Source organism: Stenotrophomonas aracearum (assembly GCF_031834615.1).
Taxonomy (GTDB): Bacteria; Pseudomonadota; Gammaproteobacteria; order Xanthomonadales; family Xanthomonadaceae; genus Stenotrophomonas; species Stenotrophomonas aracearum.
Genome location: NZ_CP115543.1, coordinates 3,050,217 through 3,063,656 on the forward strand (window position 1 = coordinate 3,050,217; position 13,440 = coordinate 3,063,656).

The window sequence follows — 13,440 nt, forward strand, 5'->3', positions numbered from 1 at the left end:
ACAACCTCTGGATCATAGCCCCCTTCTCCATACACAACCGGATGGAACGTCCCCATGCTCTCAGGCTTCGATGGGCTCCGCTTCTCACATTGGCACCCCGAGATCCGTGACGATGGTGTCGTGGTGCTCAGCCTCGACCGCCAGGACAGCAGCGTCAATGCGATGTCGCAGGACGTCCTGCTGGAACTGGGCGACCTGGTCGAACGCCTGGCGCTGGATCCGCCCAAGGCGGTGGTGGTGCAGTCGGTCAAGCCGGCCGGGTTCATCGCCGGGGCCGACCTGAAGGAATTCCAGGAGTTCGACCGCCGCGGCACCGTCAATGACGCCATCCGCCGTGGCCAGACCACCTACCAGAAGCTGGCCGAGCTGCCCTGCCCGACCGTGGCCGCCATCCATGGCCACTGCCTGGGCGGCGGCACCGAGCTGGCCCTGGCCTGCCGCTACCGCGTCGCCTCCAACGATCCCTCCACCCGGATCGGCCTGCCCGAAACCCAGCTGGGCATCTTCCCGGGCTGGGGCGGCAGCGCGCGCCTGCCGCAGCTGGTCGGCGCCCCGGCGGCGATGGACATGATGCTGACCGGCCGCAACCTGTCGGCATCGGCCGCCCGCAACATCGGCCTGGTCGACAAGGTAGTGGCCCCGGCCGTACTGCTCGACACCGCCGTGGCGCTGGCGCTGGCCGGCACCACCCGCCCGTTCAAGCAGCGCCTGACCGCGTGGGCGACCAACACCTGGCTGGCGCGCAAACTGCTGGCGCCGCAGATGGCCAAGCAGGTCGCGCGCAAGGCGAAGAAAGAGCACTACCCGGCCCCCTACGCGCTGATCAACACCTGGGCGCGCACTGGCGGCAGCGGTATCCAGGCCCGCCTGGACGCGGAGCGCCGCGCCGTGGTCAAGCTGGCCGGCACCCCGACCGCGCGCAACCTGATCCGCATCTTCTTCCTGACCGAACGCCTGAAGGCGCTGGGCGGCAAGGACCATGGCATCCGCCACGTGCACGTGGTCGGCGCCGGCGTGATGGGTGGCGACATTGCGGCCTGGTCGGCCTACAAGGGCTTCGAGGTCACCCTGCAGGACCGCGAGCAGCGCTTCATCGACCCGGCCATGGAACGCGCGCAGGCGCTGTTCGCCAAGAAGGTGCGCGATGAATCCAAGCGTCCGGCGGTGGCGGCACGGCTCAAGGCCGACCTGGCCGGCGACGGCGTGGCCGTGGCCGACCTGGTGATCGAGGCGATCATCGAAGACGCCGAAGCCAAGCGCGGCCTGTACCAGACGCTGGAGCCGAAGATGAAGGCCGACGCGCTGCTGACCACCAACACCTCGTCGATCCCGCTGGTGGAACTGCGCGACCACATCCAGCGTCCTGCGCAGTTCGCCGGCCTGCACTACTTCAACCCGGTCGCGCAGATGCCGCTGGTGGAAATCATCCATCACGACGGCATGGCGCCGGAAACCGAGCGCCGCCTGGCCTCGTTCTGCAAGGCGCTGGGCAAATTCCCGGTACCGGTTGCGGGCACCCCGGGCTTCCTGGTCAACCGCGTGCTGTTCCCGTACATGCTGGAAGCGGCGACCGCGTATGCCGAAGGCATTCCCGGCCCGGTGATCGACAAGGCCGCGGTGAAGTTCGGCATGCCGATGGGTCCGATCGAACTGCTCGATACGGTGGGCCTGGACGTGGCGGCCGGCGTCGGCAAGGAGCTGGCACCGTTCCTCGGCCTGCAGATTCCCGCCGCACTCCAGACCGTCGAACCCGGCAAGCGCGGCAAGAAGGACGGCCAGGGCATCTACAAGTGGGACAACGGCCGCGCGCAGAAGCCGGACGTGCCGGCCAATTACCAAACGCCGGACGACCTGGAAGACCGCCTGATCCTGCCGCTGCTCAACGAAGCGGTGGCCTGCCTGCACGACGGCGTGGTCAGCGACGCCGACCTGCTGGATGCGGGCGTGATCTTCGGCACCGGCTTCGCGCCGTTCCGTGGCGGTCCGATCCAGTACATCCGCGCGACCGGCGCCGATGCGCTGGTGGAACGCCTGAAGGTGCTGCAGCAGCGCCATGGCGACCGCTTCGCACCGCGCCCCGGTTGGGACGCGGCGGTGTTGCGTGAACCGGTGATCTGATTGAAACCACGACAACGCCACCGCACGGTGGCGTTGTTGTTTTCCGGGTACCGCAAACGAAACACCCTGTTACCCGAACGGGCCATGCACCGCGTGGATGCGCGTGCCATCCTTTCCGCCTGTCCCCGCCAGCGAGAAAGCCCGCATGACGACCATCATCGCCCCGCGCGTCCATGACATCGGCGGCCTGGAAGTGCGCCGCGCCGTGCCCAGCATCCAGGCACGCAGCATTGGCCCGTTCGTGTTCGTCGACCAGATGGGCCCAGCGGTGATGGCGCCCGGCACCGGCATCGACGTCCGCCCGCATCCGCATATCGGCCTGGCCACGGTGACCTTCCTCTGGTCCGGCGCCATCGGCCACCGCGACACGCTCGGCTCGGACCAGGTGATCCGCCCCGGCGACGTCAACTGGATGACCGCCGGGCGCGGCATCGCGCACTCCGAACGCACGCCGCCGGTGGAACGCGAACACGACCACCCGGTGCATGGCATGCAGACCTGGGTAGCGCTGCCGAAAAGCCATGAAGAAACCGATCCCGGCTTCTTCCACCACAGTGCCGCCACCCTGCCGCAGCAGCGTCGCAACGGCGCATGGCTACGCGTGATCGCCGGCCGCGCCTACGGTGAAGAATCGCCGGTGAAGGTGTTCACCGACACCCTCAACGTAGCCATCGACCTGGACGCCGGCGCCGAACTCGACCTGGACACCGGCCACCTCGAGCGCGCGCTCTACATCCTCGAAGGCGATGCACAGCTGGATGGTGTCGACCTGCCTGCACAGCACCTGGTCATCCCCGAAAAAAACGCACGTGGCCGGTTGCGTGCCAAGACGCCGTTGAAGGCCATGCTGCTCGGTGGTGAACCCCTGGATGGACCGCGCCACCTCTGGTGGAACTTCGTGTCCAGCTCGAAGGAACGCATCGAACAGGCCAAGCACGACTGGGAATCCGGACGGTTCGGCACCATCCCCGGCGACGACAAGGAATTCATTCCACTGCCGGAGCGTTGAGCGCACGCCGCATTGTCCGATTTCCGCCGTGTTCCCCCTTGGACACTCGTGGAGATTCCCAATGAGCATGGGCAAGCGCGTGGTTGCCGAATTCCTCGGCACGTTCTGGCTGGTGTTGGGCGGCTGTGGAAGCGCCGTCCTCGCCGCGAAATTCGGCGGCGATGGCAACCCGCTCGGCATCGGTTTCGTAGGCGTTGCACTCGCCTTCGGCCTCACTGTCCTGACCGGCGCTTACGCGTTCGGCCATATCTCCGGCGGCCACTTCAACCCGGCGGTGAGTGTCGGGCTGTGGGCCGGCGGCCGCTTCCCCGCCCGCGACCTGCTGCCCTACATCGTGGCCCAGGTGCTGGGCGGCCTGCTCGCCGCCTTCATCCTGCTGCAGATCGCCTCGGGCGCGCCCGGTTTCCAGATCGACGGCAGCCAGGCCGGTGCTTTCGCCAGCAACGGCTACGGCACGCTGTCGCCCGGCGGGTACAGCGTGGCCGCCGCGTTCCTGTGCGAAGTGGTGCTCACCGCGATGTTCCTGGTGGTCATCATGGGCGCGACCCACCCCCGCGCTCCGGCCGGGTTCGGCCCCCTTGCCATCGGCCTGGCCCTGACCCTCATCCACCTCATCAGCATCCCGGTCACCAATACCTCGGTGAATCCGGCCCGCTCCACGGCGGTGGCGGTGTTCGCGGGCAGCGGCGCGCTCGGCCAGCTGTGGCTGTTCTGGGTGGCCCCGTTGCTGGGCGGCCTGATCGGCGGCATCGCGTACAAATGGATCGGAGCCGAGCCCTCACTTCGCTAACCGGCTTCAGATTCATTTGAAACGGTTATTTGAAGATCCAGTCACATTCCGTTAAGGTCAAAATCACCAGGCCGTCACCCGGCGGGGCGTCGTTGCGCCGCCGGGGACGGCTGGTCCAATTCATACGGGGGAACGCATGAAGATCCTGCACGCCTTGGTTGTCCTGGGGTTGTCGCTTGTTGCCAACGTCACGTTGGCGCAGTCGGCGGCCAAATGTCCTGCGCTGCCTGCCGACAGCAACCTGCAATGGCAGGAAACCGCGCAAAGCACGTATGTGCTGTGCAAGGCGGTCGACGCCGGCGGTCGCGAGGTCATGACCCTGATGTTGACCGGACGCGATCCGAGCATTCCGCTGAACCGCTCGCTTCGCGAGGAAAAAGGCGGCTTCGCAGGTGAATCGCTGTACTGGTACAAGCCCGACCTGGGCGGCCAGGAGCCGCCGGGCTACGCCACGCGACGCATGACTGTGGTGAAGTTCGACAAGAACCAGTACGCGCAGATCTCGCTGTACGCCGGCGATGCCAGCGAGCTGCGTTCGCTGCAGCTGATGTCGCAGGGCATGAACCTCAATCCGTCCGCGGTCGCCGCGGAGCGGTGACAACATCGGGGATGCAGCGCGCATCCCCGACGACGCTGTCGAACGGCTTAAAAGCGGCCTTCCTGGAAATCCACGAAGGCCTGCATCAGTTCCTGCTTCGTGTTCATCACGAACGGCCCGTGGCGCATGACCGGTTCGCGCAGCGGACGCCCCGCGACCAGGATCAGGCGCGCACCGCCCGTGCCTGCGCGCAGCTGCAGCCGCTCGCCACCCCCGAGCACGGCCATGTCCTGCCGGCCGACCGGGCGGGCATCGTCGCCCTCGCCCACCACCAGGTCGCCTTCGAACACATAGGCGAACGCGTTGTGGCCTTCGGGCAGCAGGTAGTCCCAGCCGCTGCCGGCGGCAAGCTCAACATCCAGGTACAGCGGGTCGGTGGCCGGCTGCACGATCGGGCCGACGGTGTCGCCGACCTGCCCGGCAATCACCTTGACCTGCACGCCCGGCGCCGGCTGCACCACCGGAATGCGGTCGGGGGCGAATTCCTGGTACGTCGGGTCGGTCATCTTGTCGCGCGCGGGCAGGTTCACCCACAGCTGGAAGCCGCGCATCCGGCCGGATTCCTGCTCGGGCATCTCCGAGTGCACCAGGCCGCGCCCGGCGGTCATCCACTGCACGCTGCCCGGGGTCAGCAGGCCTTCGTTGCCATGGTTGTCCTTGTGGCGCATGCGGCCGTCGAGCATGTAGGTGACGGTCTCGAAGCCACGGTGCGGGTGGCTCGGGAAGCCGGCGATATAGTCCTCGGCACGGTCGGTGCCGAATTCGTCCAGCAGCAGGAACGGGTCCAGGTCGGGCAGCGAGGGGCCGCCGATCACCCGGGTCAGGCGCACGCCGGCGCCGTCGGACGTGGGCATGCCGCGGATGGTGCGCTGCACGCGTGCGGGGGAGGTGCTCATGGTGGCTCCGACAAGAGGATACTGGGTACAAGATGGGCGCAGCGCTGGACGGCGCCAACCGCCACGCCCGCAACCGATTGTTCCAACGGTGGGGATTCGAGTCTACGACCAAAGTACTAGCGGCAAGCCTGCGCGCGCGCATTGACCCGGTCGATGCGAGGGCGGACCCTTAACGAGTTCTTCAGGGAGACGCAATCTCATGAAAGGTTTTTCCAAGCTGGGCTGGGCGGCGCTCGCGCTGCTCGGCGCATTCTGTCTGGGCACCGTCGCGTTGCGACGGGGCGAGTCCATCAACGCGCTGTGGATCGTTGTTGCTGCAGTCTCGATCTATCTGATCGCGTATCGCTTCTACAGCCTATTCATCGCCGACAAGGTGATGCAGCTGGACCCGACCCGGGCGACGCCTGCGGTGCTCAACAACGACGGCCTGGATTACGTCCCGACCAACAAGCACGTGCTGTTCGGCCACCATTTCGCGGCGATCGCAGGCGCAGGTCCGCTGGTCGGCCCGGTGCTGGCGGCACAGATGGGCTACCTGCCCGGCCTGTTGTGGCTGGTGGTCGGCGTGGTGCTGGCCGGTGCGGTGCAGGACTTCATGGTGCTGTTCATTTCCAGCCGCCGCAACGGGCGTTCGCTGGGTGACCTGGTGCGCGAGGAAATGGGCCAGGTGCCCGGGACGATCGCGTTGTTCGGTGCGTTCCTGATCATGATCATCATCCTGGCGGTGCTGGCGATGGTGGTGGTGAAGGCGCTGGCGGAAAGTCCGTGGGGCATGTTCACGGTGATTGCGACGATGCCGATCGCGATCCTGATGGGCGTGTACATGCGCTACATCCGGCCGGGCAAGATCGGTGAGATTTCGGTGGTGGGGTTGATCCTGCTGCTGCTGGCGATCTGGTACGGCGGCCGTGTGGCGGCGGACCCGGTCTGGGGCCCGGCGTTCACGTTCACGGGCGTGCAGATCACGTGGATGCTGATCGGGTACGGGTTCGTGGCGTCGGTGCTGCCGGTGTGGCTGCTGCTGGCACCGCGCGATTACCTGTCGACGTTCCTGAAGATCGGTACGATCGTGGCGCTGGCGATCGGCATCCTGATCGTGATGCCGGAGCTGAAGATGCCGGCGCTGACGCAGTTCGCGGCGAGCGGCGATGGTCCGGTGTGGAAGGGCGGGATGTTCCCGTTCCTGTTCATCACCATTGCGTGTGGTGCGGTGTCGGGCTTCCATGCGCTGATCGCGTCGGGTACGACGCCGAAGCTGCTGGCCAATGAAAGCCACATGCGCTACATCGGCTACGGCGGCATGCTGATGGAGTCGTTCGTGGCGGTGATGGCGCTGGTGGCGGCGTCGATCATCGATCCGGGCATCTACTTTGCGATGAACAGTCCGGCAGCGGTGATCGGTGCCGATGCGGCGTCGGCGGCGCACTACATCACCACGACGTGGGGCTTCACGATCACGCCGGAACAGCTTGAGGCGACGGCGCTTGCCATTGGCGAGCCGACCATCCTGCATCGTGCGGGGGGTGCGCCGACGCTGGCGGTGGGTATCGCGCAGATCCTGCACCAGGCGATTCCGAGCGGCAGCAACGCGATGATGGCGTTCTGGTACCACTTCGCGATCCTGTTCGAGGCGCTGTTCATCCTGACGGCGGTGGACGCGGGTACGCGTGCGGGCCGCTTCATGCTGCAGGACCTGCTGGGCAACTTCATCCCGGCGCTGAAGAAGACGGAGTCGTGGACGGCGAACATCATCGCGACGGCGGGCTGCGTGGCGCTGTGGGGCTACCTGCTGTACACGGGCGTGGTGGATCCGTTCGGTGGCATCCAGACGCTGTGGCCGCTGTTCGGCATCTCGAACCAGATGCTGGCGGGTATCGCGCTGATGCTGGGTACGGTGGTGCTGTTCAAGATGAAGCGTGATCGGTATGCGTGGGTGACGGCGGTGCCGGCGGTGTGGCTGCTGATCTGCACGACGTATGCGGGTCTGATCAAGATCTTCGACAGCAATCCGTCGCAGGGCTTCCTGGCGCAGGCGCACAAGTACCAGGATGCGATTGCGAGCGGGACGATCACGGCGCCGGCGAAGACGGTGGGGCAGATGCAGCAGATCGTGGTGAATGCATACGTGAACACGGGCCTGACGGTGCTGTTCCTGTTCGTGGTGTTCGCGATCCTGGCGTATGCGATCAAGACGATCGTGGTGGCGCGTCGTTCGCCGCAGCGTACGGATCGTGAAACGGAGTACGTGGCGCTGCAGCCGCACCAGATGGCGGACCTGTGATGGGTACGGGTCTGGTTCCGGTCGGGCAGTACCAGGCGCATCGCCGGATCTGGCGGCGCCTGGTGCAGACGGCACGGTTGTGCTGTGGCATTCCCGACTACGACAACTATGTGCGGCACGTGCTGGAGAAGCATCCGGACCGCACGCCGATGGACTACAAGACGTTCTTCCGGGAGCGTCAGGAGGCTCGGTACGGTGGGCGGAATGGCGGTCGTTGTTGCTGACCTGCTGTTCTTGCTGTTCCTGCTGAACGTGTAAAGCGAAAAGGCGGCGCCATTCGGCGCCGCCTTTTCTTTTTCGGCTCTGCGTTGCTATCGGTTTTGGGCGGGGGGGGGGGGGGGGGTGTGGGGGGGGGGGGGGGGGGAAAAAAAAAGCGGGGGACGCCGTAAACCCATCCATGGGGGCTAAGTCGCCGCATCCATGCGGCTCATTCCCCCGCAAACCCATCCCCGCCCCACCCTCGATGGTTGGCTGATGACGGAACGAAGAGCCGTAGAGCCGGGCTCTGCCCGGCTGCTCTTGCTTTGCTTTAGGCGCCCGCCATCCACTTCAAAATCAATCCGGTCACATACGCAAGACCGGTACCCGTTGCGTACCCCACCGTGCCCAACAACACGCCCACGGGCGCAAGGCTTGGGTGGAATGCGGCTGCCACCACCGGCGCCGATGCGGCGGCACCAATGTTCCCCATCGAACCAATGCCGAAGAAGAACAGCGGCGCTCTTACCAGCTTGGCCACCGTCCACAGCACCAGGATATGGGTGAGCATCCAGATCACGCCGAGCAGGAACAGCCAGGGCCGGTCGAGCAGCGAGAGCAGGTTCATCTGCATGCCGATGCAGGCGATCAGGAAGTAGAGGAACACGGTGCCGAGGCGCGAGGCGCCGGCGGATTCCAGCGTGCGTGCGCGGGTGAAACTGAGGCCGAGGCCCAGCAGGGTGGAGAGCAGGACGACCCAGACGAAGGCGCTGTCGAGGCTGAACTGGCTGGCCCAGCTGATGTTGGCTTTGAACCAGGCGCTCAGGGGTGCGGCAATGGCATGGGCCAGCCCTACCCCGCCGAGGGCGACGCCGACGATCAGCATGAGGTCGGTGAGGGTGGGAATGCGGGCGTTCTGGGCCTCGTAGGCGCTGATGCGCGCTTTCATTTCGTCGATGGCGCGGGTGTCGGCGCCGTTGCGGGTGTCGATCTGGGTGGCGCGGTTGGCGAGGAACAGCAGGACGGCCATCCACAGGCTGGCGCAGGCGACGTCGACGACGGCGAACTGGCCGAAGGTGGTGGCGTCGGTGCCGAACACTTCGCGCATGGCGACCATGTTGGCGCCGCCGCCGATCCAGCTGCCCGCCAGGGCGGCCATGCCGGCCCAGGTGTCGCCGGCCACGGTTTCGGGGTGGATCCAGGACATCAGCTGGAAGGAGACCACGGCGCCGAGCATGATGCCGAAGGTGCCGGCGCAGAACACGACGAGCAGTTTGGGGCCCAGCTTGAGCACGCCTTTGAGGTCGATCGACAGGGTCAGCAGCACCAGTGCGGCGGGCAGCAGGACGTCGCGGGCGATGGGGTTGTACAGGGCGGTGTTGTGGCCGTCGATCAGGCCGGCGGTGTTGTAGATGGCCGGGATGAAGTAGCACAGCAGCAGTGCGGGGACCCAGGCGAAGATCTTTTTCAGCAGCGGGGTCGGGCCGCTGGCGGCCCAGAAGATCAGGGCCAGGGTGGCGGCGATGAGGCCAAGGCCAACGATGTCGTTGGTGATGAGGGCGGTACTGGGTTCGGTCGGCATGCGGTCCTCTGTCGATCGAAAAGCAAAAAAAAGCGTCGCAGGGTGCGACGCTTCTGGAGCTTAACATTGTCTTCACCGGACATCAGGGCAGCGAGGCACCCAGGTCGAGGATCACGCGGGTCCCGCGCGGCTGGCTCTGTTCGAGGGTCAGCAGCCAGCCGAGGTGTTCGCACAGGCGTGCGATCAGCTCCAGGCCGATGCCGCTCTGTTCGTTGCGGTCGCCGCGTGCCATGCGTGCGTATACGGCGGCGATCTCTTCCGGGCTCATGCCCTCGCCCGGGTCCTGCAGGATGACCACGCCGCGCTCGGAGACGCTGAGGGTGATGGTGCCGCGGCCGCTGTTTTCGATGGCGTTGCGCAGCAGGTTGCCGATGGCGGCCTGGACCACGCCGAGCGGCGCGACGATGTCCACGCGCGCCAGGTGGCTTACGGTGATCTGCAGGTCCTTGTCGCCCATCAGGTGGCGGTGGTCTTCGATGATCTCCGGGACCAGCTGGTCAAGCGCGATGCGCTCTTTCAGCGCGGCCAGGCGTGCCGGGTCGCGGGCCAGCACCAGCAGCAGCTGGATCAGCTGCTCCACGCCCTGCGCGGTGCGGTGCACGCGCTGCATCTGATGGCGTGCGCGGTCGGGTACGCCGGGTTGTTCGAGCGCCAGTTCGGCCGCGCCGGTGATCACGGCGATGGGCGTTCGCAGTTCGTGGCTGGTGGTGCTGATGAACACCCGTTCGCGTTCGACGAACTGTTCGTTGCGGGCCAGGTAGTCGTTGAGCGCGGCGGCGATCACGTACAGCTCGGAACTGCCGCGCGGGTCGACATCGACGCGCTGCCCCGGCACGCCGGGTTTGAGGCCGTCGATGCGCCGGGCCAGCGAACGCAACGGGCTGACCAGGCGACTGACCCCGAACGAGGCCATGACCACGGTGACGAAGATCATCACCACGCCGGCCAGCATCACCCAGCGCGTGGCGAACTCTTCCAGTTCGTGGAAGTCGTTGATGTCCAGCGCCAGCGCCAGGCGCCCCTGGTTCTCGGTGTCGCGCACCATGACAGCGGCCGAACGGCCGTCGATGTCGATGCCGTCGTGCAGGCCGGGATGCAGGCTGCGCAGGATCGCCGGCACCTCGGGACGGTCGTCGATGGTGAACAGACGCAGGGTGTCCGAATCCTGCCAGCGGTAGTGCGGTTCGTGTTCAATGTGGCTGACGATGCTGTCCAGTTCGGAATTGAGCAGCGCGCGCCAAGCAGCATGCTCGGCATGTTCGTGCACGTAGTTGCCCACGCTGAACACCGCCAGCGAGATCAAGGCCAGGTAGCCCAGCAACCACCACAACAGGCGCCGGTGCAGCGGTGCGGGCTTACGCAGGCTCATCGCGACCTTCAGCAGCCGGTGCACCGAGACGGTAGCCGACCCGTGGCAGGGTGTGGATCAGCTTGCGTGCGAACGGGCCGTCCACGCTGCGGCGCAGTTCATAGATATGCGAGCGCAGCAGGTCGCCGTCGGGCAGTTCGTCGCCCCACAGTGCGAACTCCAGCTGCTGGCGGGTGACCGCCGCCGGGCTGGCACGCATCAGCACTTCCAGCAGCTTGCGGCAGGCCGGGTACAGGTGCAGCGCCTGGCCGGCGCGCTGTGCTTCCAGGGTGGCCAGGTCCAGCACCAGGTCGTCCACCTCCAGCACCTTGCGCGGGTTGCGGCCCTGCGCGCGCACGTGCAGCGCTTCGAGCCGCACCTCCAGTTCCGGCAGTGCGAACGGCTTGGTCAGGTAGTCGTCGGCACCGGCGCGGAACCCGGCGATCTTGTCGGGCAGTTCGTCGCGCGCGGTGAGCATGATGACCGGTACTTCCAAGCCATGTTCCTGGCGCAGGCGACGCAACACCTCCGGACCTTCCATGCGCGGCAGCATCCAGTCCAGGATCAGCGCGTCGTAGTTCTGCGTGGTCGCCAGGTGCAGGCCGGTGATGCCGTCGGGCGCCACGTCCAGCACGTGTCCGCGTGCTTCGAAGTATTCGAACAGGTTGGTGACCAGCTGGCGGTTGTCTTCGATGACCAGGAGCCGCATGCGTCGGGTACTCGGGGGCAATGCCCCATGGTAGCGGCTGGATTGTCGGAATCAGGTCGCAATCAACCCATTCGACACATTTCCTACATGAAATAGGCCAAAGTCCCCCCTTTCCATGCGAGCGGCCGCCCTTGTCGACGACTCTGCTGCGCCATCACTGGCGCCTGTTGACCCTGCTGGCCCTGCTGCTGGCATTGGCGGCCGGCATCGGCCTGCGTGCGCCTACCCCGCCGGACGAGCCGCGCTTCGTGCTGGCCGCGCGCGCCATGGTCGAGACCGGGCAGTGGCTGTTGCCGCACCGGGGCAGCGAGCTTTACGCAGAGAAGCCGCCGGTGTTCATGTGGATGCAGGCGGCCACCTACAAGGTGATCGGCCATTGGAACCTGGCCTTCCTGCTGCCCTCGCTGCTGGCCGCGCTGGCCACGCTGTGGCTGAGCTGGGACCTGGCAGGGCGCCTTTGGAACCGACGCGTGGCATGGTGGGCGGTGCTGGCGCTGGCCAGCTGCCTGCAGTTCGGCCTGATGGCCAAGCGCGCGCAGATCGACATGGTGCTGGTGGCGCTGACCACGCTGTCGCTGTGGGCGTTGCTGCGCTACCTGCTGGAACGTCCGGACAAACGCCTGCTGTGGGTGGCCGGCTTCGCCGCCGGGCTCGGCACGGTCACCAAGGGCGTCGGCTTCCTGCCCCTGCTGGTGCTGCTGCCGTGGGCGCTGTGGCGCTGGAAAGGACGACCGCACGGCGCCGCCGCCCTGCCCCGCGCCCGCGCGCTGCTATGGCTGATTCCCGCCTTCGTGCTCGGCACGGCGGTGTGGCTGGGACCGCTCGGCATCGCACTGCTGAATGATCCGTCGCCGGAGCTGCAGGGCTATGCGCGCGAGCTGCTGTTCAAGCAGACCGGCACCCGTTACGCCAACGCCTGGCACCACGTGCAGCCGGCCTGGTATTACCTGCAGGTGATCGCCACCCTGTGGCTGCCGGGCAGCCTGCTGCTGCCCGCGCTGCTGCCGGGCTGGTGGCGCCGGCTGCGCCGCGGCGATGGCCGCTGGTGGCTGCTGCTGGGCTGGTCGCTGCTGGTGCTGCTGTTCTTCAGCGCCAGCCCGGGCAAGCGCGAGGTCTATATCTTCCCGATGCTGCCGGCGCTGTGCGTGGCCGCTGCGCCCCTGCTGCCCGGCCTTCTTCGCCGCGCCGGCACGCGCTGGCTGCTGCTGGCCTATGTGCTGGTGCTGGGCGTGGCCGCCACGGGCATCGGCGCGGAGTTGCTCGCCGATGGCGCGTGGGCGCATGCGCAGCTGGCCAAGCGCGGCATGCCGGACGTACTGCTGCCGGTACTGGGCGGCTGGCTGCTGGGCTTTGGCGTGCTGGTGCTGCTGCTGGCGGCGTGGCTGCGCCAGCGCCGCGCCGGCCCGCTGGTGGTGATCACCGCGCTGCTGCTGTGGAACCTGCATGGCTGGGGACTGATGCCCGCACTGGGGCCGTACAGCTCCGCCTCGGCGCTGATGCAGCAGGTCGGCGAGCGCATCGGCCCGAGCGCCAAGTTGGGCGCACTCGCCTGGCGCGAACAGAACCTGCTGCAGGCCGACCGCCCGGTGACCGATTTCGGCTTCAAGCGCCCCTGGGACGACCAGTGGCATGACGCGGGCCCGTGGCTGGCGCAGGCCCCGCACAACCGGTGGCTGCTGGTGCTGGAACAGGCGATCAGCCCGTGCGTGAAGCGCGACCAGGCGGTGATGATCGGCAGTTCCAACCGCAATCAGTGGTGGCTCGTGCCCGGCACAGCGTGGGATCCGGCCTGCCATGCCGCGTTGCCACGCGATGCAGGGGCTGGCGTCGACGACGGCGACTGAATCACAGAGGCACGGTGCTGCCGGTTAACGCGTGGGCAACAAAGCTCCGACCGCCCTCCGACACGCC

The 13,440-nt window shown here is 67.0% G+C and carries 11 protein-coding genes; 7 read left to right on the forward strand and 4 right to left on the reverse strand.

Translation table 11 applies throughout. The annotated features are described in order from the left end of the window. The first annotated feature begins 54 nt into the window (after positions 1–54). From PDM28_RS13960 to PDM28_RS13975, 4 genes are all read left to right on the forward strand, one after another. Positions 55–2,118, forward strand: a complete 2,064-nt coding sequence (locus tag PDM28_RS13960; RefSeq protein WP_102945428.1) for a 3-hydroxyacyl-CoA dehydrogenase NAD-binding domain-containing protein — start codon at positions 55–57, stop codon at positions 2,116–2,118. A gap of 145 nt (positions 2,119–2,263) precedes the next feature. After that, on the forward strand, positions 2,264–3,127 hold the full coding sequence (locus PDM28_RS13965) for a pirin family protein (RefSeq protein WP_311182489.1): 864 nt from the start codon (positions 2,264–2,266) through the stop codon (positions 3,125–3,127). A gap of 61 nt (positions 3,128–3,188) precedes the next feature. After that, positions 3,189–3,917, forward strand: a complete 729-nt coding sequence (gene aqpZ, locus PDM28_RS13970; RefSeq protein WP_311182490.1) for an aquaporin Z — start codon at positions 3,189–3,191, stop codon at positions 3,915–3,917. A gap of 142 nt (positions 3,918–4,059) precedes the next feature. Further along, positions 4,060–4,515: a hypothetical protein gene (locus PDM28_RS13975; protein ID WP_425507669.1), complete on the forward strand. Its 456-nt coding sequence runs from the start codon at positions 4,060–4,062 to the stop codon at positions 4,513–4,515. Between the two features lie 47 nt (positions 4,516–4,562). Here the strand turns inward: PDM28_RS13975 and PDM28_RS13980 are convergent, their stop codons facing one another. Beyond that, positions 4,563–5,411, reverse strand: coding sequence for a pirin family protein (locus PDM28_RS13980; RefSeq protein WP_102945424.1), 849 nt, complete (start codon positions 5,409–5,411; stop codon positions 4,563–4,565). A gap of 199 nt (positions 5,412–5,610) precedes the next feature. Between PDM28_RS13980 and PDM28_RS13985 the strand changes: the two genes are divergently transcribed. Both PDM28_RS13985 and PDM28_RS13990 read left to right on the forward strand, forming a co-directional pair. Beyond that, the gene (locus tag PDM28_RS13985) at positions 5,611–7,692 is read left to right on the forward strand and encodes a carbon starvation CstA family protein (RefSeq protein ID WP_102945423.1); all 2,082 of its coding nucleotides are present in this window, start codon (positions 5,611–5,613) and stop codon (positions 7,690–7,692) included. Continuing rightward, positions 7,692–7,916, forward strand: coding sequence for a YbdD/YjiX family protein (locus PDM28_RS13990; RefSeq protein WP_311182493.1), 225 nt, complete (start codon positions 7,692–7,694; stop codon positions 7,914–7,916). Before PDM28_RS13985 ends, PDM28_RS13990 begins: the two co-directional genes overlap by 1 nt. A 305-nt stretch (positions 7,917–8,221) precedes the next feature. Here the strand turns inward: PDM28_RS13990 and PDM28_RS13995 are convergent, their stop codons facing one another. The 3 genes from PDM28_RS13995 to PDM28_RS14005 form a co-directional block, all read right to left on the reverse strand. After that, the gene (locus PDM28_RS13995; protein ID WP_311182494.1) at positions 8,222–9,472 is read right to left on the reverse strand and encodes a DUF819 family protein; all 1,251 of its coding nucleotides are present in this window, start codon (positions 9,470–9,472) and stop codon (positions 8,222–8,224) included. 82 nt (positions 9,473–9,554) lie between these two features. Then, positions 9,555–10,841 carry a sensor histidine kinase gene (locus tag PDM28_RS14000; protein ID WP_311182495.1) on the reverse strand — a complete coding sequence of 429 codons (1,287 nt, stop codon included), beginning with the start codon at positions 10,839–10,841 and terminating at the stop codon, positions 9,555–9,557. Next, a complete protein-coding gene (locus PDM28_RS14005; RefSeq protein ID WP_311182496.1) occupies positions 10,828–11,529 on the reverse strand; it encodes a response regulator transcription factor in 702 nt (233 codons plus the stop codon). The genes PDM28_RS14000 and PDM28_RS14005 overlap by 14 nt, the downstream gene beginning before the upstream one ends. A 131-nt stretch (positions 11,530–11,660) precedes the next feature. Between PDM28_RS14005 and PDM28_RS14010 the strand changes: the two genes are divergently transcribed. Beyond that, on the forward strand, positions 11,661–13,373 hold the full coding sequence (locus PDM28_RS14010; RefSeq protein WP_311182497.1) for an ArnT family glycosyltransferase: 1,713 nt from the start codon (positions 11,661–11,663) through the stop codon (positions 13,371–13,373). The last annotated feature ends 67 nt before the right edge of the window (positions 13,374–13,440 follow it).